21 protein-coding genes are annotated in these 19,683 nt (G+C 71.7%); 7 read left to right on the top strand and 14 right to left on the bottom strand.

Annotation, left to right across the window (positions count from 1 at the left end; translation table 11 throughout):
- Window positions 1-7 precede the first annotated feature (7 nt).
- Window positions 8-952: a diacylglycerol/lipid kinase family protein gene (locus Vlu01_RS19260; protein WP_204001508.1), complete on the top strand. Its 945-nt coding sequence runs from the start codon at window positions 8-10 to the stop codon at window positions 950-952.
- Between the two features lie 444 nt (window positions 953-1,396).
- The gene (locus tag Vlu01_RS19255; RefSeq protein ID WP_007072794.1) at window positions 1,397-1,654 is read left to right on the top strand and encodes a WhiB family transcriptional regulator; all 258 of its coding nucleotides are present in this window, start codon (window positions 1,397-1,399) and stop codon (window positions 1,652-1,654) included.
- 37 nt (window positions 1,655-1,691) lie between these two features.
- Here the strand turns inward: Vlu01_RS19255 and Vlu01_RS19250 are convergent, their stop codons facing one another.
- Genes Vlu01_RS19250 through Vlu01_RS19235 form a run of 4 tightly spaced genes read right to left on the bottom strand, consistent with a single transcriptional unit; the run spans window position 1,692 to window position 5,090 of the window.
- On the bottom strand, window positions 1,692-2,498 hold the full coding sequence (locus Vlu01_RS19250; RefSeq protein WP_373307453.1) for a sirohydrochlorin chelatase: 807 nt from the start codon (window positions 2,496-2,498) through the stop codon (window positions 1,692-1,694).
- On the bottom strand, window positions 2,480-3,244 hold the full coding sequence (locus Vlu01_RS19245) for a phosphoadenylyl-sulfate reductase (protein WP_204001506.1): 765 nt from the start codon (window positions 3,242-3,244) through the stop codon (window positions 2,480-2,482). The genes Vlu01_RS19250 and Vlu01_RS19245 overlap by 19 nt, the downstream gene beginning before the upstream one ends.
- A complete protein-coding gene (locus tag Vlu01_RS19240) occupies window positions 3,241-3,402 on the bottom strand; it encodes an IS1 family transposase (RefSeq protein WP_204001503.1) in 162 nt (53 codons plus the stop codon). The genes Vlu01_RS19245 and Vlu01_RS19240 overlap by 4 nt, the downstream gene beginning before the upstream one ends.
- Window positions 3,399-5,090, bottom strand: coding sequence for a nitrite/sulfite reductase (locus Vlu01_RS19235; RefSeq protein WP_204001500.1), 1,692 nt, complete (start codon window positions 5,088-5,090; stop codon window positions 3,399-3,401). Before Vlu01_RS19235 ends, Vlu01_RS19240 begins: the two co-directional genes overlap by 4 nt.
- A gap of 413 nt (window positions 5,091-5,503) precedes the next feature.
- Here Vlu01_RS19235 and Vlu01_RS19230 point away from each other — a divergent pair, with 413 nt between their 5' ends.
- Entirely contained in the window at window positions 5,504-6,982 is a 1,479-nt protein-coding gene (locus tag Vlu01_RS19230; RefSeq protein ID WP_204001497.1) for a glycosyltransferase family 39 protein, read from the top strand.
- A 56-nt stretch (window positions 6,983-7,038) separates the two neighbouring features.
- Here the strand turns inward: Vlu01_RS19230 and Vlu01_RS19225 are convergent, their stop codons facing one another.
- Together Vlu01_RS19225 and Vlu01_RS19220 are read right to left on the bottom strand one after the other, a co-directional pair.
- Entirely contained in the window at window positions 7,039-8,568 is a 1,530-nt protein-coding gene (locus Vlu01_RS19225) for a sensor histidine kinase (protein WP_204001494.1), read from the bottom strand.
- A gap of 25 nt (window positions 8,569-8,593) precedes the next feature.
- Window positions 8,594-9,625 carry an SIS domain-containing protein gene (locus Vlu01_RS19220; RefSeq protein ID WP_204001598.1) on the bottom strand — a complete coding sequence of 344 codons (1,032 nt, stop codon included), beginning with the start codon at window positions 9,623-9,625 and terminating at the stop codon, window positions 8,594-8,596.
- Between the two features lie 195 nt (window positions 9,626-9,820).
- Between Vlu01_RS19220 and Vlu01_RS19215 the strand changes: the two genes are divergently transcribed.
- Window positions 9,821-11,518, top strand: a complete 1,698-nt coding sequence (locus tag Vlu01_RS19215) for a tetratricopeptide repeat protein (RefSeq protein ID WP_204001490.1) — start codon at window positions 9,821-9,823, stop codon at window positions 11,516-11,518.
- 14 nt (window positions 11,519-11,532) lie between these two features.
- Here the strand turns inward: Vlu01_RS19215 and Vlu01_RS19210 are convergent, their stop codons facing one another.
- A complete protein-coding gene (locus tag Vlu01_RS19210) occupies window positions 11,533-13,119 on the bottom strand; it encodes an MDR family MFS transporter (protein WP_204001488.1) in 1,587 nt (528 codons plus the stop codon).
- 114 nt (window positions 13,120-13,233) lie between these two features.
- Between Vlu01_RS19210 and Vlu01_RS19205 the strand changes: the two genes are divergently transcribed.
- Window positions 13,234-13,812, top strand: coding sequence for a TetR/AcrR family transcriptional regulator (locus tag Vlu01_RS19205; RefSeq protein ID WP_204001486.1), 579 nt, complete (start codon window positions 13,234-13,236; stop codon window positions 13,810-13,812).
- Window positions 13,813-13,825: 13 nt separating this feature from the next.
- Here Vlu01_RS19205 and Vlu01_RS19200 read toward each other — a convergent pair whose 3' ends face one another.
- Both Vlu01_RS19200 and Vlu01_RS19195 read right to left on the bottom strand, forming a co-directional pair.
- Window positions 13,826-14,329 carry a GNAT family N-acetyltransferase gene (locus Vlu01_RS19200; protein ID WP_204001484.1) on the bottom strand — a complete coding sequence of 168 codons (504 nt, stop codon included), beginning with the start codon at window positions 14,327-14,329 and terminating at the stop codon, window positions 13,826-13,828.
- On the bottom strand, window positions 14,326-14,541 hold the full coding sequence (locus Vlu01_RS19195; protein ID WP_093405215.1) for a biotin/lipoyl-binding carrier protein: 216 nt from the start codon (window positions 14,539-14,541) through the stop codon (window positions 14,326-14,328). The genes Vlu01_RS19200 and Vlu01_RS19195 overlap by 4 nt, the downstream gene beginning before the upstream one ends.
- Before the next feature lie 191 nt (window positions 14,542-14,732).
- On the opposite strand from Vlu01_RS19195, the gene Vlu01_RS27970 reads away from it, so the two are divergent.
- Window positions 14,733-14,807 (top strand): 50S ribosomal protein bL37, encoded by a 75-nt coding sequence (locus Vlu01_RS27970; RefSeq protein WP_370461611.1) that lies wholly within the window; start codon window positions 14,733-14,735, stop codon window positions 14,805-14,807.
- Window positions 14,808-14,885: 78 nt separating this feature from the next.
- Here Vlu01_RS27970 and rsrA read toward each other — a convergent pair whose 3' ends face one another.
- The 5 genes from rsrA to Vlu01_RS19170 form a co-directional block, all read right to left on the bottom strand.
- Complete coding sequence (gene rsrA / locus Vlu01_RS19190; RefSeq protein WP_204001482.1) at window positions 14,886-15,173, bottom strand: mycothiol system anti-sigma-R factor; 288 nt, start codon at window positions 15,171-15,173, stop codon at window positions 14,886-14,888.
- Window position 15,174: 1 nt separating this feature from the next.
- Entirely contained in the window at window positions 15,175-15,990 is an 816-nt protein-coding gene (locus tag Vlu01_RS19185) for a sigma-70 family RNA polymerase sigma factor (RefSeq protein ID WP_275409386.1), read from the bottom strand.
- Between the two features lie 233 nt (window positions 15,991-16,223).
- Window positions 16,224-16,838, bottom strand: a complete 615-nt coding sequence (locus tag Vlu01_RS19180; protein WP_204001479.1) for an alpha/beta hydrolase family protein — start codon at window positions 16,836-16,838, stop codon at window positions 16,224-16,226.
- 40 nt (window positions 16,839-16,878) lie between these two features.
- Window positions 16,879-17,271 (bottom strand): WhiB family transcriptional regulator, encoded by a 393-nt coding sequence (locus Vlu01_RS19175; RefSeq protein ID WP_204001477.1) that lies wholly within the window; start codon window positions 17,269-17,271, stop codon window positions 16,879-16,881.
- 198 nt (window positions 17,272-17,469) lie between these two features.
- Window positions 17,470-18,180, bottom strand: a complete 711-nt coding sequence (locus tag Vlu01_RS19170; protein WP_204001475.1) for an SOS response-associated peptidase — start codon at window positions 18,178-18,180, stop codon at window positions 17,470-17,472.
- 104 nt (window positions 18,181-18,284) lie between these two features.
- Here Vlu01_RS19170 and aroA point away from each other — a divergent pair, with 104 nt between their 5' ends.
- A complete protein-coding gene (gene aroA / locus Vlu01_RS19165) occupies window positions 18,285-19,589 on the top strand; it encodes a 3-phosphoshikimate 1-carboxyvinyltransferase (protein WP_204001473.1) in 1,305 nt (434 codons plus the stop codon).
- Window positions 19,590-19,683 lie beyond the last annotated feature (94 nt).

Below are 19,683 nucleotides of genomic sequence, written 5' to 3'. Positions count from 1 at the left end.
GCCGCCCATGCGGGCCGTCCTGCTGGTCAATCCGAAGGCCACCACCACCAGTGAGCGCGCACGTGACGTGCTCGTCCGAGCGCTACGCAGTGAGGTCAACCTCTCCGTGCGCTACACCCGCCAGCGCGGCCACGCCACCACGCTGGCCCGGGAGGCCGCCGAGGAGGGTGTCGACGTGGTGGTCACCCTCGGTGGTGACGGCACGGTGAACGAGGTGGTCAACGGGCTGATGTCAGCGACCACCGTCGGTGGCGCCGAGCCGACCGCCGACCGGCTGCCGGCCCTGGCCACCGTGCCGGGGGGCTCGACGAACGTCTTCGCCCGGGCGCTCGGCCTGCCCCGGGAGTGGCCGGAGGGCGCCAGCATGATCCTGGAGGCGCTGCGCCTGGGCCGGCACCGCACGATCGGCCTCGGTCGGGCCGACGACCGCTATTTCACCTTCTGTGCTGGCTTCGGGCTCGACGCGTCGGTGATCCATCGGGTCGAGGAGGCGCGCCGCCGAGGGCGGGTCCCCTCCCCTTCGCTCTACTTCCGGGCGTTCACCGCGCAGTTCCTGCTGGGCAACGAGCGACGGCGTCCGGCGATCCAGTTGGAGCGGCCGGGCGAGGCGACCGAGGACGAGCTGGCCACGATCATCGTGCAGAACACCGCCCCGTGGACGTACGTCGGTGAGCGGGAGGTCAACCCGAACCCTGGCGCGTCGTTCGACCTCGGCCTCGATGTGATGGCCCTGCGCCAGCTAGGAGTCGTCAGTACGACACGCACCGTGACGCAATTCTTCTCCACGACGGCCGATCCTCGCGGTCGTCGGGTCTTGCGACTGCACGACGTGGCCGAGTTCACGCTGGTCGCGAGCCGTCCACAAGCGTTTCAGCTTGACGGCGACTATCTTGGCGAGCGGGAAAAAGTCAGATTCACCTCCGTTCCCGCCGCACTCAGAGTAATCTGTTAGGTCTCCGGTACCACCGGGGTGAGGGAGTCGGCGTCACCCCCGACGCGACGGCTGCGACACCCGGGACGGATGCCGGAAATGTCAGCAATGTGCGGCGGACTGTACTATATTGATCCTCGACTGTGATACGCCGGGTAGCCGGAGAGATCTGGAACCCGGACAAATGGGTTGTGGGCTTGCTCACCGTCCGGAGTTTTTCCGAGCGCCACCCTTGACATCGTGTGAGTTCGTGAAAGTATTCACAAGCGAACTTGAGTTACCGGGACATTGCCTGGACGCGCTCGACAAGTCGAGCTTTTTCAGCAGGTCCCGCGAGCAAACAGCCTGCTCACGCACTGCCGAAATGACGGTTGCAAACCGTCACGATCGGCAATGCGGATGCATATAGGAAAAGCACCAAGAAGCAACATCTGCCACCCATCCAGAATGAGGAGTGTTGCCGCCATGGACTGGCGCCACCATGCTGTCTGCCGCGACGAGGACCCGGAGCTGTTCTTCCCAATCGGGACGTCTGGCCCGGCTCTCCTGCAGGTCGAGCAGGCCAAGGCCGTCTGCCGGCGCTGCTCCGTGACCGACCAGTGCCTGCAGTGGGCGCTGGAATCCGGTCAGGACGCTGGCGTCTGGGGTGGAATGAGCGAGGAGGAGCGGCGCGCCGTCAAGCGTCGCGGCGGCCTCCGGGTGCTGCGCGCTCACTCCGCCTGACCACCACACACGTACCAAGCGAAACGCCCCGGCCAGCTCAGACTGCCGGGGCGTTCTGCTGCCCGACGGCATCCACCCGACGCAGCACCAGATCGACCAGTTCCGGCGCGTCGGTCAGCGGGCCGGCCACCGCGATCGCGCCGGCCTGCCGCGCCGCTGTCACCACCCCGTCGTGGAAGAGCCCGGGTGCCAAGAAGTACGCGGCCACCGCCACCCGCCGCGCACCACGTGCCCGCAACCGCGCCACAGCGGCGTCGACGGCCGGCGGCGCCGCCGAGGCGTAGGAGACGCGCGCCGGAGCACCCAGGGTGCTGCCGAGGGCCTCGGCCACCCGTCCCACCGATCCCCGTGCCGCAGCGTCACGTGTCCCCGCGGCGGCCAGCACCACAGCGTCGTACCGGCCCGGCTGCGCCTCGCCCAGCCGCCGCCGCAACCCGGCCAGCAGTGCCGGGTCCACCTCGCCTCCCACCGGTCCGAGTACGTCGGTGATCCGCACCCGGATCGGTGGACCCGTCCGCTGGGCCGCCGCCACCGCCGCCGGGATGTCGACCCGACGGTGGTACGCGGCCGTCAGCAACAGCGGCACCAGAACCGCTCGGGAGTGCCCGGCCGCCGCCAGCCCGCGCAACGCCTCGGTCGGGTCGGGCTCGGTGTGGTCGAGCCAGCTCGCCGACACCGGCGTACCCGGGCGAGCGGCGGCGACCGCCCGGGCGAGAGCCCTGGTCGCGTCGGCCGCGCGCGGGTCGCGGCTGCCGTGGGCGACCAGCAGCAGCGGGTCACCGCCCGGGCGGGGCGGGTCGGGCAGGGTCAGGTCGACACCTCCGGTCAGACGTGCAGCCCGCACTCGGTCTTCTCGAACATCGCCCAGCGACCGGCCCGTGGATCCTCGCCGGCCCCGGTGCGCCGCGTGCACGGCCAGCAGCCGATCGAGCCGTAACCGCGCCGGAACAGCTCGTTGACCGGCACGTTCCACCGACCGATGTACGCGTCGACGTCCGCCTGCGTCCAGGCCGCGATCGGGTTGACCTTCACCTTGCCCCGACGCGGGTCGAAGGTGACCACCGGCGTGTTGGCGCGGGTCGGCGACTCGTCACGGCGCAGGCCGGCGGCCCACGCGTCGTAGCCGGTCAGTGCCCGTTCCAGCGGCTCCACCTTGCGTAGCTGGCAGCATTCGTCCGGCGACCTGCTGAACAGCCGCGGTCCGTACTCCCCGTCCTGCTGCCCCACGGTGAGCCGTGGCCGGATGGACCGGACGTTCACCGGCAGCGTGCGGGCCACCTCGTCGCGGACGGCGAGGGTCTCCGGAAAGTGCAGCCCGGTGTCCAGGAAGACCACGTCCACCCCCGGCGCGACCCGGGAGACCAGATGGGCGAGGACGGCGTCCGCCATCGAACTGGTCACGCAGAACCGGTCCCCGAACGTCTCCGCCGCCCAACGCGCGATCTCCAGGGCGGGCGCGCCCTCCAGCTCCCGGCCGGCCCGCTCGGCCAGCGCTCGCAGCTCGTCCGGGTCGCGTCGGGACGGATCGGCGGTGACCGCCGCACGGGTGTCGACCAGGCCGAGGCCGGCCGCGGAAACCAGGGCGCTCACCGGTTCACCGCCTGGGAGAGCAGGCCGGTGAACCGGACCGTGAAGACCCGGGCGCAGGCGTGGCACTCCCACGCGCTGTGTCCGGTCTCGCTCGGCCGTAGATCCTCTTCGCCGCAGTACGGGCAGTACAGCGGCGCGGAACGAGTTGTACCACTCATCGCAGTTCCTCCTCGTCGACCCGAATCACCCAGTTGGCGAACGTCTCGCCCTCGGTCCGGCCGGCCAGGTAGCGCACGGCCAGCCGCTCGACGTACCCGGGCAGTTCCTCGGCGGTCGTCTTCAGGCCACGCGGCTTGCGCCCGAAGCCCGCGGTGCGACCCTCGGCCATGCCGAGGCCACCGCCGAGATGCACCTGGAAGCCCTCCACCTGACGGCCGTCCGGCCCGGTCACCAGTTGCCCCTTGAGACCGATGTCGGCGACCTGGGTGCGGGCGCAGGCGTTGGGGCAGCCGTTGATGTGGATGGAGATGTCCGCGTCGAAGTCGCGCAGTCGCTGCTCCAGCCGGGCCACCAGCTCCTCGCCGCGCGCCTTGGTCTCGACGATGGCGAGCTTGCAGTACTCGATGCCGGTGCAGGCCATGGTGCCGCGCCGCCAGGCCGACGGCTGTGCCTCCAGGCCGATCTCGCGCAGGCCCGCGACCAACGACTCCGTCCGCTCCGGCGGGACGTCCAGCACCAGCAGCTTCTGGTACGGGGTGAGTCGCACCCGGCCACTGCCGTGCGCCTCGACCACGTCGGCGAGTTGGGCGAGCTGGGTTCCGGAGACCCGTCCGACCACCGGGGCGGCACCGACGTAGTTGCGGCCGTCGCGCTGCCGGTGCACGCCGATGTGGTCGATCGGCCGGTCGGGCAGTTCCGGGGCGGGACCGTCGAGCAGCGTCCGGCCCAGGTACTCCTTTTCCAGCACCTCCCGGAACTTCGCCACACCCCAGTCGGCGACCAGGAACTTCAGCCGGGCCCGGTGGCGCAGCCGACGGTAGCCGTAGTCACGGAAGATGCCGACCACGCCGGCCCAGACCTCGGCCACCTCGGACAGCGGTACCCAGGCGCCCAACCGCTGGGCCAGCATCGGGTTGGTGGCCAGGCCGCCGCCGACCCACAGGTCGAAGCCCGGACCGTGTTCCGGGTGGTCGACACCGAGGAAGGCGACATCGTTGGCCTCGTACGGGATGTCCACCAGCCAGGAGATCGACGACTTGAACTTACGCGGCAGGTTGGAGAATTCCTTGTCGCCGATGTACCGCTGGACGATCTCGTCGATGGCGGGCGTGGAGTCGATCAGCTCGGACTCGGCCACCCCGGCGACCGGGCTGCCCAGCATGACCCGGGGGCAGTCGCCGCACGCCTCGGTGGTCTGCAACCCGACCGATTCCAACCGCCGCCAGATCTCCGGCATGTCCTCGACCCGGATCCAGTGGTACTGGATGTTCTGCCGATCGGTTATGTCGGCGGTGTCGCGGGCGAACTCACGCGAGATCTCGGCCACCGTCCGCAGCTGTGCCAGGTCGAGCTGGCCGCCGTCGACGCGTACCCGCAGCATGAAGAACTCGTCTTCCAGCTCGTGCGGCTCCAGCACGGCGGTACGCCCGCCGTCGATGCCCGCCTTCCGCTGGGTGTACAGGCCCCACCACCGGAACCGGCCCCGCAGATCCTGGGGATCGATGGAGGCGAACCCCCGATGGGCGTAGATGTTCTCGATACGCGCCCGCACGTTGAGCGGATCATCGTCCTTCTTCATCCGCTCGTTGGGGTTGAGGGGTTCCCGGTGCCCGAGCGCCCACTGGCCCTCGCCACGGGGGCGCCGGGGGGCTCGTGGCTGACGGGCGGGAATCTCGCTGACTGCCATCGCGGCGTCCTCCGTTGTCTGCTGCGCCTCGGTGTGGCTGAGCGGGCGCGACGACCGATTCCCGGAGGGACCGTGGACAACGATGTCTCTGCACGGCCGGCGCGCTGCGTGCCCGAGGCAGGGATGGTCGGGCGTCGTCAGTGAGCCGGACAGATGGCGCTGCGGACGCGGCCGTAATCGACGTGGCGGCGAGCCACGAAGCGGCGCACGACAGCGGCAGTCATGAGCGTCATGCTGCCATACCCCGAGCGGGCCAGCCAATGACCACGTGCTCGATCCCACATCACGGGCGGTTGCTGTCGGCTTCTCCGAGCGTCACCGTGTGGCAGGCTCGCGATGTGGGGGATCTGCCCGACAGGTCGGTTCCGCCGGCCGGGATCGGCGTTCGACTGAGTGGAGCACGCCTGCGCTCGATGCCGGTGTGGCTGGCGCCGGCGACCGTCACCCTGCTGGCGACGCTGGTGGGCCTGGACGCCGCCCAGCCCTGGCGTGACGAGTTGGCGACCTGGAGTGCCGCCACCCGGGGACTGACCGGCCTGTTCCGGCTGGCCGGCACCATCGACGCCGCCGCCGGACCCTACTACCTGCTCATGCACGCCTGGCTGGCGGCGGCCGGTGATTCGGTGGCCGCACTGCGCCTACCCTCCGCGCTGGCCATGGCCGCGGCTGCCGGCCTGACCGCCGTCCTCGGGCAGCGGCTGTGGGACGCCCGCGTCGGCACCCTCGCCGGCCTGCTGTTCGCGGTGCTCCCCGGCACCTCCCGGTACGGGCAGGAGGCGCGGCCGTACGCCCTGGCCAGCGCGCTCGCCGTGCTGAGCACGCTGCTGCTGGTCGACGCGCTGCGTCGGCCCGCGCGGCGACGCTGGGTGGGCTACGCGGCGGCGACCACCGCTCTCGGGCTCACCCACCTGGTGGCCCTCACCCTGCTCGCCGCCCACGCCGTCGCCGCGCTGACCACGACCGGGGGCGTACCGGACGGCTCCGCCACCGCTGACGGCGACGGCCGAGGTGACGGATCGGGCGGGAAGCGAACGTCACCGAGGCCGGGCCGAGCGGTCCGCTGCTGGTTGGTCGCCCTGGTGCCGGTCGTGGTGGCGGTGGTACCGGTGGCCCTGGTGGCCCGAGGACAGCGGGCCCGGCAGCTCGACTGGGTGGATGCCGCCCGGCCCGGAGACCTGGCGGCGCTTGCCGGTGGGGTGGCGCAGAGCAGTGTGGTCGGTGGTGTGCTGGTCGGGCTCGCCGCACTGGGTGCGGCTCGGGCGGGTCGCCGCGGGCTGCTGCCGCTGAGTGGTGTCCTGGCCCCGGTGCTGCTGCTCTTCCTGGCCGGGTCGGTCGTCCCCCTGTGGGTACCCCGCTATCTGGTCTTCGTGGTGCCTTTCGGCTGCCTGCTGGCCGGTGCGGCGCTCGCCTCGGCCCGGCTGCCCGCCGCGCTGGCGGTGGTGGTCCTGACCGGCCTGCTCGGCCTGCCCGACCAGGCCGCGCTGCGCCGCACCCACGAGTGGCCACGCAGTGCGACGGTGGACTACCGGGCGGTCGCCGAGATCGTCGCGAGCGGCCAGCGACCCGGTGACGCAGTGGTCTACTCCCCCCGGGACAGTTGGCTCTTTCTCGACCTCGGCCTGCGATATCACCTGGACGGTCGGACCCCACGGGACGCGCTGCTGGTCGAGGGACAAGAACGCCGGGGTGACCTGTGGGCCGCCGAATGCGACCGCCCGACGGGGTGCCTGACCGGGGCCGAGCGGGTCTGGCTGGTGCTGGCCGGGCGGCGATCCGACCCGCTGGCCGCCGTACCCGGCACCAAGGGCGACGCGTTACGCGACAGCTTCACGGTGACCCAGGTGTGGCCGCGACCCGGCATCACGCTCGCCCTGCTGACCCGGCGTGGCTGACCGTCCTCCGCCCGCCTCGTCGACCACGGCAGTCGCGGTCGAGCGGGCGCGTCGGGTCACCCGCTGCTGCGCGCCAGCGGGACGGCCAGGAACGCTTCGGTGCCACCGTCGCCGCCGGGACGCAACTCGATGGTGCCGCGCAGTTCCCCGGTGACCAGCGCCCGGACGATCTGCAACCCGAGCTTGGCACCCCCCTCGGCGTCGAACCCCGCCGGCAGGCCCCGACCGTTGTCCGCGACGGTGACGTGCAGCATCCTGCGGAGCCGGTGAGCCGAGACCACCACCTCGGGCTTCGCCGGCCCGACGGTCACCGGGGACTCGTCACCGGCCGGCGGGAAGCCGTGCTCGACGGCGTTGAGCAGCAACTCGTTGAGCACCATCACCAGCGAGGTGGCGATCTCGGCCGGCAACACACCGAAGGTGCCGGTACGGCGCATCGCGACGGTCACCTCGGTCGCCGCCACCTCGGTCGCCGCGTTGGCCACCCGGTCGACGATCCCGTCGAACTCCACCGCCTCGTCGCTGGACATGGCGAGCGTCTCGTGCACCAGAGCGATCGACGCCACCCGGCGTACGGACTCCTCCAGGGCCACCCGCGCCTCGGGCATGGACACCCGGCGGGCCTGGAGGCGCAGCAGCGCCGCCACCGTCTGCAGGTTGTTCTTCACCCGGTGGTGGATCTCCCGGATGGTGGCGTCCTTGGTGATCAGCGCGCGGTCGCGTCGGCGTACCTCGGTGATGTCGCGGACCAGCACCAGCGCGCCGATCGGCACTCCGGCGGGCATCAACGGCAGGGCCCGGGTGAGCATGGTCGCGCCGCGCGCGTCGATCTCCCGTCGTGGCGGCGCCTCGCCGCGCAGCGTGGCGAGGATGCCGTTCGCGGCGTCGGTGCCCTCCAGAGGGTCGTCGGCCAGCCGCCGGTGCAGCACCGCGAGATCCTCACCGACCAGGAGCGAAGCGTGACCCAGCCGGCGGTACGCCGACTGCGCGTTGGGGCTGGCATAGGTGACCTTGCCGCCCGCGTCCAGCCGCACCAGCCCGTCACCGACGCGCGGTGCCGAGGTGGTCTCGCCCGGGTGCCGGGGTGGCGGAAAGGTGCCGTCCGCGATCATCTGCGCCAGGTCGTCGGCGGTGGTCAGGTAGTTCAACTCCAGTTGGCTGGGCGTACGGGCGGTGGAGAGGTTGGTGTCCCGGCCCACCACGGCGATCACCTCGCCGGATTCGCCGTCGGCCGTGCGCAGCCGGACCGGGATCGCCTCGTGCCGGGCGGGCACGTCGCCGTACCAGACCGGGTCGCCCTCCCGCCAGATCCGCCCCTGCCGGTAGGCGACATCGAGGTGTGCCACCTCCGGGCCGCCGACGATCCGTCCCACCTGGTCGTCCTGGTAGGCGGTGGGCGCGGTGGTCGGGCGGACCTGGGCCACACAGAGGAAGCTGCCCTCACCGTCCACCGGAACCCAGAGCAGCAGGTCGGCGAAGGAGAGGTCGGACAGCAACTGCCAGTCACCGGCGATGCGATGCAGGTGGTCGATGTCGACCCGGCGTAGACGGGTGTGCTCCTCGGCGAGATCGCGCAGCGTTGACACGCCGACCAGCGTGCCACGCCCACCGTCACCTGGTCGCGGTGACCTTCTTCAACCCGCGTGGCGCGTCCGGGTTCTCGCCCCGGGTCAGGGCGAGGGCCAGTGCCAGCCGCTGCAGCGGCAGGATGTCCAACAGCGGGGCGTACCGCTCGTCGACCTCGGGTACGACGAGGCGGGTGGTGCCCTCGATCTCGGCGGAGCCGACCACCACCACGTCGGCGCGGCGCTCACCGAGCCGGGGCAGCACCTCGCCCATCGACCGCCCGCCCGGCCCCGAGCCGACCACCGCCAGCACCGGCACCTCCGGGTCGGTCATGGCCAGCGGACCGTGCAACAGGTCAGCGCCGGAGAACGCCAGCGCGGGCAGGTACGACGTCTCCATCAGCTTCAGTGCCGCCTCCCGGGCGGTCGGGTACGCGTACCCCCGGCCGGTGGTGACGAGCTGGGAGGCGAAGCGGTAGCGCGGCGCGAGCTGATCCGGAACGGGGTCGGTGAGGGTGCGGGCGGCCAGCTCGGGCAGGTCGGCCAGAGCCCGGCGCTCCTCGGCGGGCAGCGCACCGTCGCCGGCTCTGATCCCCTCCACCAGCATCAGCAGGGCGAGCAGTTCGGCCGTGTAGGTCTTGGTGGCGGCGACCGCCCGCTCGTGCCCGGCCGCGATGTCGACGGAGAGTTCCGCGGTCGCCGCCAGCGGTGAGTCCGGGGCGTTGGTGACGGCGAGGGTGAGGGCGCCGGAGTCGCGGGCGGCTCGGAGCACTTCCGTCAGGTCGGGGGATCCACCGCTCTGGCTGACTGCGACGACCAGGGCGTCGGAGAGGTCCGGTCGGGCGTCGAAGAGGGTTACCACGCTCGGCGAGGCCAGGCCGGCCGGCAGGCCGAGGCGGATCTCGCTGAGGTACGCGCCGTACAACGCGGCATGGTCCGAGGTGCCTCGTGCGGTGAACACCACGTGCCGGGGTCGACGCTCGGCGACGATCCCGGCCAGCCGGGCGATGGGTGTGGCGTACTCGGCGGAGAGCAACCGTTCGTAACCGGCCGGCTGCTCGTCGATGTCGGCGGCCATGCCGCTACCTGGGCGCGTCACGAAAAGCTCCTCCCCTGCGCGATATCCGCGCGAATGATGCTCAGCCTTGCATCTTTGTGCCGTTCTGAGCAATCAAATGAGCAGCATTGCGCAGTGGATCACCGAAACCGGGTCTCGTCACCTACGCTGACCCGACCTCACCGCGCAACCGGTACCGACGAGCGAGAGGACCACGTGGCCGAGGGAACGGACGACCGGGCGCTACCGGCGACGGAGGAGCTGGCTCTGGCCCGACGGGCCCTGGACTCCGGCGAGCTGACGCATGCCGCCGAGCACGTCGCGGCGGCGCTGGCCCGGGCACCGACGCTGCCCGAGGTGCACGAGGCCCTCGCCCGGCTGGCCGCCGCCAGCGGCGACGGCGGCCTCGGCCTGTTCCCGTTGCAGCACCACACGTTCGTCGGTGCGGTGGTCGCCCGCGCCCATCTGCTCGCCGCGGCCGGCCATCCAGCCGAAGGCCTCGATCTGCTGGTCGCCGCCACCGCGCACGCACCCGGCGCGGACTGGGCGGGGGTGCCGTGGGTGACCTCGTCCGAGTTGGCCGAGCGCCTCGGCCCCGAACAGGCCGCCCGAGTGCTGATGCAGGTGTGCGCCGCCGTTGCGGACCCGGTCCCGCCAGCGAACCGGGCGGCCCTGTCGCCGTACCTCACCCTCGCCCGCAACGCGATCACCGTTCACCCGGAGCACGCGCTGTTGTTGGGCACGGCGTCCGCGCTGGCCCGGCGGGTGGACGAGATTCCGCTCGCGGTCCGCTGGGCCAGCCGGGGGGTACGCGCGACGCCGTCCAAGATGGGCGAGGTGTGGCTCGGGTACGCGCTGCGCAGCGCCGGCCGGACCCGGGAGGCGCTCGCGGCGCTGCGGCGCGCCGTCGGGCACGACCCGGACGACCTGACGGTGTACGCCGACATCGCCGCCACCCTGGCCGACCACGGCCGGCTGGAGGAGGCGCTGGGCTGGATCGAACGTGCCCTGGCCCGCAATCCGTCCTTCGACTGTGCCGTGCACACGGCACACCGCCTGCGCTTCCAGCGCGACGGCGCGGTGCGTCACCTGGTGGCGTTGGCGGACTTCATCCGCGATCATCCGGACGACTCACACGAACACGGCGATCTGGCCGAATGCTGCCGCGGACGCCCCTGGCTGGGGCAGTTGACGCCGCCCACGCCGACCACCGGGGCCGCCGCGATCCACGGGCATCCCGACACCGGGCACGTCGAGGAGCTGGAGCCGCCGGCGGACCGCCCCACGCCGCCCCCACCGTCGGCCGAGGCGGCCCGCAGGCTGCGGGAGCTCGCCCACCCGGCCTGGCCGCACCCGCCGGCGGCGTACGACGCGGCGGTCGGCCTGGCCACGCTCGACCTGCCCGATCTGCTCGGCCTGCTGACCCATCCGCCCGAGACTCCGCAGAACGCGCTGGGACGGGTGCTCTCCGGCCAGGACCCGGCGCTGTGGTTGCGCTGCGTGCAGGTCTGGACCTGCCTCGGGCTGCTGCACCATCGGACCGACGAGCCGTGGGCGGATTCGACCCGGCGGCGGGTGCTGGTGGAGTTGGCGCGCGAAGTGGCAGAGGTCTCCGAGGCGGCCCTGTTCGCCCTGGTGACCGCCGCCTGGGTCGATCCGTCCGTCCGCCCCGACGTGGCCGCGCTGGTCACCGGGCGGCTGGCGGCGGTGGCCGAGGCGGCCCGACACCAGCCGGTGCCGAACGCCGCCTCCCTGGCGCACCTGGCACTGGCCACACCGGATCTGGATCCGGAGACCATCGCGCTGGCGCAGGCGCTGGCCGGCGTGACCGCCGGCCAGCGCCGTGGCGCGCTGCGCGCCCTGCTGCGCCGACTTCTGCCCCCGTGGCGGAGCCGCCCACGCGGCACGCCCTGAGCGTGCCCGGGTGGTCAGACCGCCGGTGACCGGGCCAGGTCGGCCTCGGCCTGCTCCGGCCCGGCACCGTCGGGCTCCCGTTCGTTGCTGGTGCGCAACGGGATCTCCCGGATGAACCAGGCCAGCACCGGGACCACGACGGCGAAGAGCACCGCCCAGAGGAACACGTGCGAGATCGCGTCGGCGAGCCCACCGAGCACCACCTCGCGGGCCTGCGCCGGCAGGTCCCGGAGCTGTTCGATGTTCATCGCCGCACCGGCTTCGCCGCCGCCGCTGAACGCGCCACCGGCAGCCGAGCCGGCCAGCCGGTTGGCGAAGATCGCGCCGAACAGCGAGATGCCGAACGACCCGCCGATGGAGCGGAAGAAGGTGGCCGCGCCACTGGCCGCCCCCAGGTCCTTCTGGGCGACGCTGTTCTGCGCGATCAGCATGGACGTCTGCATGAGGAATCCCATGCCGGTGCCGAGTACGAGCATGTAGAGCGACGACTCGAACTTGCTGGTGTCCACGTCCAGCAGGCTCAGCAGCGCGAGCCCGACGGTCATCACCGCGCCGCCGACGATCGGAAAGATCCGGTACCGCCCGGTCCGGGTGATCGCCCGCCCGACGACCAGCGAGACCACCAGCATGCCGAACATGAGTGGGAGCAGCAGCAGCCCGGAGTTGGTGGCCGACGCCCCCTGCACGGTCTGCTGGTAGAGCGGCAGGAAGTTCATCGCGCCGAACATCGCGAAGCCGAGCAGGAAGCCGATCACCGAGATGAGGGCGAAGTTCCGGTTGGCGAAGAGCCGCAGCGGCAGGATCGGCTCGGGGACGCGACGCTCGACGAACCCGAAGGCCACCAGCGCCACGACGGCGAGTACGACGAGGCCGAGAATCTGCGGAGAGGCCCAGGCGTACTCGTTGCCACCCCAGGTGGTGATCAGCACGACCCCGGTGATGCCGACCGACAGCAGCGCGGCCCCGAGCCAGTCGATGCGGTGCTCGGTGCGGTACTTGGGCAGGTGCATGGTGGCGATCAGCAGCACCAGCGCCACCCCGCCCAGGGGCAGGTTGACGTAGAACGCCCAGCGCCAGGAGAGGTGGTCGGTGATGAAGCCGCCGACCAGCGGGCCGGCGACCATCGCGATCGCCATGATCCCGGCGATCATGCCCTGGTAGCGGCCACGCTCGCGGGGCGGCACAAGGTCGCCGATGATCGCCATGACGCCGACCATCAGGCCACCGGCGCCCAGGCCCTGGACGGCTCGGAAGGCGATCAACTGGACCATGCCGTCGTCGGGCCCGCCGAGGAACCCGGACCCGGCCATGCCGCACAGCGCAGAGCCGACCAGGAAGATCACCACGGCGGTGAGGAAGACCGCCTTACGGCCGTAGAGGTCGCCGAGCTTGCCCCAGATGGGGGTGGAGACAGTGGTCCCCAGCACGTACGCGGTCACCACCCAGGTGAAGTGGTTGAGCCCACCGAACTCACCCACGATGCGCGGCAGAGCGGTGCTGACGATCATGTTGTCGAGCATCGCGAGCATCATCGCGATCATCAGGCCGAAGAGCACAACCCGGACATTGGGTCGTACGGGTGCCTGGTTCTGCTGGGCCATCAGTAAGCTCTCCCCCCGAGATGCGGCACACTTACCTGCCGCCCGGCTAGTCACCTTACTAGCCGGACGGTAAGTTGGACAGGTAACGACGGTCAACCGGATTGGTAGGTAAGGGTGAGTCAGAGCACAGGCGGCACGCGTGAGCGGATCAAGGCTGTGGCGCTGGAGCTCTTCACCGAGCAGGGCTACGAAGCGACGTCCCTGCGTGAGGTGGCCGAGCGGCTCGGGGTGACCAAGGCCGCGCTCTACTACCACTTCAAGAGCAAGGACGAGATCGTCACCAGCGTGGTGGAGGACCGGCTGGAGCGGATGGACGCGTTGATCGCCTGGGCCGAACGTCAACCGGCCACCCTGGCCACCCGACGGGCCGTCATCGAGCGGTACGCCGACGCCATGTTCAGCGGCGAGCAGCCTTCGGTGATGCGGTTCTTCGAGCAGAACCAGACCGCGTTGAAGAGCCTCTCCGCCGGCCGTGAGCTGCGCGATCGGATGTTCCGGTTGGCCACCGCGCTCTGCCAGGGCGACGACTCCCCCGGCGCCCAGCTCCGGGCCGTCCTGGCCCTGTTCGCCGTGCACAGCAGCTGGTTCGCCGTACGCACCCCGGACATCGCCGACGTGGAGCGCAAGCAGGTGGCGCTGGAGGTCGCCGACGAGCTGCTCGCCGCGATCGCCGAGCCGCCCGCCGGGCGGTGAGCCGCCGCCTCCGCTAGCGGAGAGACAGGCGGAGGGCGAGCAGGTCCACGCCGGGGGCCGGGCTCCAGTCCCGCTCCGGCTGCCGGACGAAGCCACGTTTGCGGTAGAGCCGATGGGCCGGCTCGGCGAGGCCCTCGCGTACGCAGATGATCACCGCGGTGCAGCCCAGCTCGACCGCCCGGGCGATGCACGCCTCCACCAGCGCCGCGCCGGCTCCCCGTCGCTGCGCGGCAGGATCCACCGCCAGCATCCGGAACTCCGCCTCCCCCGGGCGGGACATGTCGGCGTACCGGGTGCCGGGCAGCACGAAGGTGACCGAACCGAGCAGCTGGCCGCTCGCCCGGTCCACCGCCACCAGCACGTCACCGTGCTCCGCTCGGGCGGAGGCGTCGCCCAGCGCGTCGGCGTAGCCGGGCTCGTCCTTGAGCTGGCCGTCGGCCTCGTACGCCGCGACGGTGAGGCGGGCGACCCCGGCGAGATCGGCCGGCTCGACCGGACGGACCAGTACGCCACTCAACCGATCACCGCGATCAGGTCACCGTCCTGCACCACGTCGCCCTCGTTCACCGCGAGTTGCTGCACGACACCGTCGGACTCGGCGATCACCGGAATCTCCATCTTCATCGACTCCAGGATCACCAACGTGTCCCCCTCGGACACGGTGTCCCCGGCCGACGCGACGACCTTCCAGACGTTCGCCACCATCTCGGCGCGGATCTCCTCGGCCATCTTCGGCCCCTTCCTCGCGGCTCCTGCGACGTATCCAATCATGGGCAGGCGGCCGGTGGGCGCGGAGCGGCCCCGGGAGCAGCCCGCCCGTACCGTCGGCACTAGCATCAACGGGTCAGGCCCTGACGCCGGCTAGGGCGACAGCACCCGGTGGCGGGGCCGTGCGCACCGGCCATCACGAGGAGGTCACCATGGCGAAGAAGGCCCGTAAGAAGAAGGCCCGTAAGAAGAGCGCCGCGAACCACGGCAAGCGCCCCAACTCCTGAGCCGGCGGGCGGCTGCCCGCCGCGATCGGACGACGGAACATCGGTGCCCGGGTCCTCCGACCCGGGCACCGATGCATGTCAGTCAGCCAGTTCGCGCGACTCGCTGCTCTCGAAGACGACGAGTTCACTCAGCCGGATCCGCAGCCGCTCGCGCAGTTCGTCCGGCGCGGACTCGTTGCCGCAGCAGCGCGCCACGAGCGCCCTGACCTCCTGCTCGATGCCGTACTCGCGCAGGCAGGGCCCACACTCGTCGAGGTGGTGCCGGATCAGCGTCCGCCGCTCCTGCGCGCACTCCAGGTCGAGGTAAAGGTAGACCTCGGCGAGCACCTCACGGCAGTCCGTCTCGTGCGGCTCTCCACAGCTCACGTCACACCTCCCGGCCGGTGCCGGCGGTCGAACTCCGGGCCGGCTGGGCCGCGGAGAAACCCCGCTCCGCGGCGTATCCCTCAAGCAGCTTGCGCAGATTACGACGCCCGCGGTGCAACCGCGACATCACCGTGCCGATCGGCGTGCCCATGATGTCGGCGACCTCCTTGTAGGAGAAGCCTTCGACATCGGTCAGGTAGACCGCCAGCCGGAACTCCTCCGGCAACTGCTGGAGGGCTTCCTTGACATCGCTGTCCGGCAGCCGGTCGAGCGCCTCCGTCTCGGCGGAACGCAGCCCGCTGGAGGTGTGCGACTCCGCCTCGGCCAACTGCCAGTCGGTGATCTCGTCGGTGGGTGCCTGCACCGGTTGGCGCTGCCGCTTGCGGTACGAGTTGATGTAGGTGTTGGTCAGGATCCGGTAGAGCCAGGCCTTCAGGTTCGTGCCCTGCTCAAACTGGTGGAAGGCGGCGTACGCCTTCAGGTAGGTCTCCTGGACCAGGTCCTCGGCATCCGCCGGGTTACGCGTCATCCGCATGCCGGCCGCGTACAGCTGATCGACGAATGGCATTGCGTCCCGTTCGAACCGGGCCCTGCGCTCGTCCGTCTTCTCCGTGGTCAACCGCACATCCCCTCGGGTTGGATGCTTCTCCGCCGAGGATACGCGCACCGGCCTTCTGGCAGATTCGGTTCCGACGGGTGTGCCCGTCGCCACCTCGACCGGCGACACCGCCGCCGGCCACTTCGGGCCGGTCAGCAGCTGTCTGAGCTGCCGCGCCTCCCGCTCGTCGTGCTCCCGGCTCCGGATCTCGGTCGGCACCGGTCACCCCCTCGCACAGTGGTTGTCCGAGGTGTTCAACACGCGGTGTGGGGTGGGACATTCCGGCTCGGCCCGGGCGTTCCTGGTCCCTGCCCCGGCGGTGCGACCGCGGCTGGGACCAGGAAGGGCCTGGGAGCCCGGTGTCGCCGCCCGGACTGGCACTGGGACACCATCGAGTGCAACGAAGCGGCGCGGCCGGCGGAAACGGCACCGGGTCCGGGGGGCCGCAGTCGTCAGGCGGTCGCCCAGCCGTGCTCGCGCAGCCAGTTCCGCACCAGGGCAGCCGTACCGGCCGGGTCGCCCCGTAGGTCATGCCGCTCCCCCGGCCGGACCAGCACCCGCACCCGCGGGCCCTGTTCCGGCACACCGAACGGGTCCCGGTCCCCGTTCACCACCAGGGTCGGCAACCCGGTCGCCAGCTCACCGGCCCGGCTCCGCTCCGGTCGACCGGGCGGATGCAGCGGAAAGGCGAGTGCCACGACTCCGGCGGCACCCACCGTGGTCGCCGTCCGGCAGGCCACCCGCGCGCCGCTGGAGCGACCACCCACCACCAGTGGTACGCCCGGATGCCGCTGCCTCAACACGGCCAGGACCGCGCACCACGCCTCGTCGAGGTGCCCGGCCGGGGCCGGCGCGCGTCGGCCGGCGACCCGATACGGCTGGGTGACGCGCACCACCACCAGCCCGACGGCCACCGCCGCGTCACGTAGGGCGATCAGATCCGGGGCGTCGACACCACCGCCGGCCCCGTGACCCAGCACCAGCAGGGCTCGGGGCGCATCGGGCGGCTGGTCGGTGTCGACCTGGGCGGGACCGCGCGGAGTGTCGATGACGTCGTCGTGGGGCACCGGCCCATTGAACCCGTCGACCGGGCCGATGCCGCGCCGATCAGCTCAACGGCACCAGGGTGAGCAGTCGGTCGCGCACCGGCGGGCCCGGCTCACCGGCGGCCTCCGGGTCGGGTTGCACCTCGCTGCGCCAGGCCACCAGCATCGCCCGCCGCTCCCGTGGGGTGGTGCCACCCCAGACGCCGTGACAGTCGCCGACCTCCAACGCCCAGGCCAGGCAGGAACCCTGCACGTCGCAGCTGCGGCACAGGGCCACCGCCGCGTCGGCCGGCTCGTTCGGCGCCGGAAAGAACGTTTCCGGGTCGACGCTCTGACAGGTGCCTCTGGTACGCCAGGCTTCATCCTGTCGCCGCTCACGCAACGCCCGCAACAGTCGCGGATCACGTCGCGCGGCGGCCACCTCGTGCGGACGGGGCATACGCGCCCGTGTCATCCACCCACCTCCCCCGTGGGACCAGCAAGATCGATGAATGTTGCTCACCCGACGTGAACGACACCCAACACCGGCGCTGTGTTCTATCGCACTTACGCACACGGGGACAAGACTTCGCCGGGAAGTTGGCAGAAGGTTCGGGTCACCTTTCACCCGGAACCGCAGCAAATCACTCCCGACAATGTGTGCGGGGCGTGATCAGAAGAGCGTCATCTCCGTCGGGTCCGCGGGGCGGGTCAGCGGCACCCGGGCGGTCAGCTCGGGGCCGTCATTGCGGACATCACCCACGGCCTGCCCCACCGGTCGCACCTCCAACCGGGCCAGCCAATCCCTCGACGGCGGCACCAGCAGCTCAGCCGCATCGCCGACGCCACCCAGCCAGGTCGCCCAGCGCTCGGGCGGCAGCAGCAAGGGCATCCGGTCATGCACCTCGGCCAGTTCACCGAGGGCCACGGTGGTCAGCACACTGAAGGTCAGCAGCGTGGTGTCCGGGCCGTCCCAGAGCGACCAGATGCCGGCGAAGGCGAGCACCGAGCCGTCGCGCGGGGTCATGAAGTACGGCTGCTTCGTGCCGCCGGACAGCCGCACCCACTCGTACCACCCGTCGGCGGGCACCAGACACCGTCGGCGGGCGAAGGCCGGAGCGTACGCCCGACTGGTGGCGACCGTCTCGGCACGCGCGTTGATCATGCGGGCCGCTCCCGCGGGCGACCGGGACCACGGCGGGACCAGCCCCCACCGACCCAGCGAGAGCGCCCGGTGCCCCTCAGCGCTGACCCGGACCAGCGGCACCGGATCGGTCGGGGCCACATTGTGATCGGCGACCAACCCGGCACCGGTTTCGTCGACGGCCTCGAACAGGCCGCTCAGGTCACCGGCGCTCCGGGTCGTGGCGTACCTCCCGCACATGCCACTCACGCTAGCGCGCCGCCCGCCGAGCGATTCGTCCCGTTCCCCGGGAGTGACCGATGACCGTGGCAGCCACCAGGGCTGCCGCACGGCAGAATGGAGGTGTGGGGAACATGACCGCGACCCGGCCGCTACAGCCGTGGACCGCACCGACGGCCAGCGACCCGGTGTCGGCGTCGCTGCGCCTGCCCGGCTCCAAGTCGATGACCAACCGCGCCCTGGTGCTCAGCGCGCTGGCCACCGGCCCCTCGACACTGTCCCGACCGCTGCGGGCCCGGGACACCGAACTGATGGCCGCCGCGCTGCGGGCGATGGGGGCCCACGTCTCGATCGCCGACGACGACCGCTGGCTGGTCCGGCCGCACCGGTTGTTCGGTCCGGCCCAGGTCGACGTGGGGCTCGCCGGCACGATCATGCGCTTCGTACCCCCGGTGGCGGGACTGGCCGACGGGCAGGTCACCCTCGACGGTGACCCGCAGGCCCGCACCCGCCCGCTCGGCCCGCTGATCGAGGCGCTGCGCTCACTCGGGGTACGCGTCGACACCCCCGCCTCTGGCAGCCTGCCCCTGGTGGTCCTGGGCGCTGGCCGGGTGACCGGCGGTGAGGTCGTCATCGACGCCTCCGCCTCCAGCCAACTGGTCTCCGGCCTGCTGCTCGCCGCCCCACGCTTCGACCGTGGGTTGGTGGTCCGGCACGTCGGCCCGCCGGTGCCCTCCGCGCCGCACCTGCGGATGACCGTGCAGATGCTGCGTGCCGCCGGTGCCGCGGTCGACGACAGCACCCCCGACGTCTGGGCGGTCGAGCCGGGGCCGTTGACCGGGCGCGGCTGGGAGATCGAGCCAGACCTCTCCGGTGCGGTGCCGTTCTTCGCCGCCGCCCTGGTCACCGGCGGTGAGGTGACCCTGCGCGGCTGGCCGGCGCGGGGCAGCGCCCAGCCGGTGGAGCGGCTGCGCTCACTGTTGCAGCAGATGGGGGCGACGGTCACCCTCACCACCGAGGGGTTGACGGTGCGCGGCACCGGTCCGGTGAAGGGGCTGCAGGCCGACCTGTCCGACGTCAGCGAGCTGACCCCGGCGCTGACCGCGCTGGCCATGCTCGCCGACTCGCCCTCGGTGTTCACCGGGATCAGCCACATCCGTGGCCACGAGACCGACCGGCTGGCCGCGCTGGTTCGGGAGTTCACCGGCCTCGGCGCGGACATCGCCGAGTTGGCCGACGGCTTGGAGATCCGGCCCCGACCGTTGCACGGAGGCGTGTTCCGTACCTACCACGATCACCGCATGGCGCACGCGGCGGCGGTGGCCGGGCTGGTCGTCCCGGGCGTCGAGCTGGACGACGTGTCGTGCACCTCGAAGACCATGCCCGAGTTTCCGGCGCTATGGTCGGCACTGGTGACCGGTAAGAGCTGAGCGGAAGAAGGGGCCGACCCTGGCGACCAGGCGGCGAGAGTACGACGAGGACGACGTCCGGGTCCGACCCGGCAGGTCCTCACGCCCACGTACC

Source organism: Micromonospora lutea (assembly GCF_016863535.1).
GTDB lineage: Bacteria > Actinomycetota > Actinomycetes > Mycobacteriales > Micromonosporaceae > Micromonospora > Micromonospora lutea.
The sequence above is the reverse complement of the archived record's forward strand: the minus strand, read 5'-3'. Positions and strand labels throughout refer to the sequence as shown.

Bases quoted from the DNA above. Each gene is read 5' to 3' on its own strand.
- Vlu01_RS19260 (WP_204001508.1), top strand. From the start codon at position 8: ATGCGGGCCGTCCTGCTGGTCAATCCGAAGGCCACCACCACCAGTGAG.
- Vlu01_RS19255 (WP_007072794.1), top strand. From the start codon at position 1,397: ATGGACTGGCGCCACCATGCTGTCTGCCGCGACGAGGACCCGGAGCTG.
- Vlu01_RS19240 (WP_204001503.1), bottom strand. From the start codon at position 3,402: ATGAGTGGTACAACTCGTTCCGCGCCGCTGTACTGCCCGTACTGCGGC.
- Vlu01_RS19235 (WP_204001500.1), bottom strand. From the start codon at position 5,090: ATGGCAGTCAGCGAGATTCCCGCCCGTCAGCCACGAGCCCCCCGGCGC.
- Vlu01_RS19230 (WP_204001497.1), top strand. From the start codon at position 5,504: ATGCCGGTGTGGCTGGCGCCGGCGACCGTCACCCTGCTGGCGACGCTG.
- Vlu01_RS19220 (WP_204001598.1), bottom strand. From the start codon at position 9,625: ATGGCCGCCGACATCGACGAGCAGCCGGCCGGTTACGAACGGTTGCTC.
- Vlu01_RS19210 (WP_204001488.1), bottom strand. From the start codon at position 13,119: ATGGCCCAGCAGAACCAGGCACCCGTACGACCCAATGTCCGGGTTGTG.
- Vlu01_RS19195 (WP_093405215.1), bottom strand. From the start codon at position 14,541: ATGGCCGAGGAGATCCGCGCCGAGATGGTGGCGAACGTCTGGAAGGTC.
- Vlu01_RS19175 (WP_204001477.1), bottom strand. From the start codon at position 17,271: ATGACACGGGCGCGTATGCCCCGTCCGCACGAGGTGGCCGCCGCGCGA.
- Vlu01_RS19170 (WP_204001475.1), bottom strand. From the start codon at position 18,180: ATGTGCGGGAGGTACGCCACGACCCGGAGCGCCGGTGACCTGAGCGGC.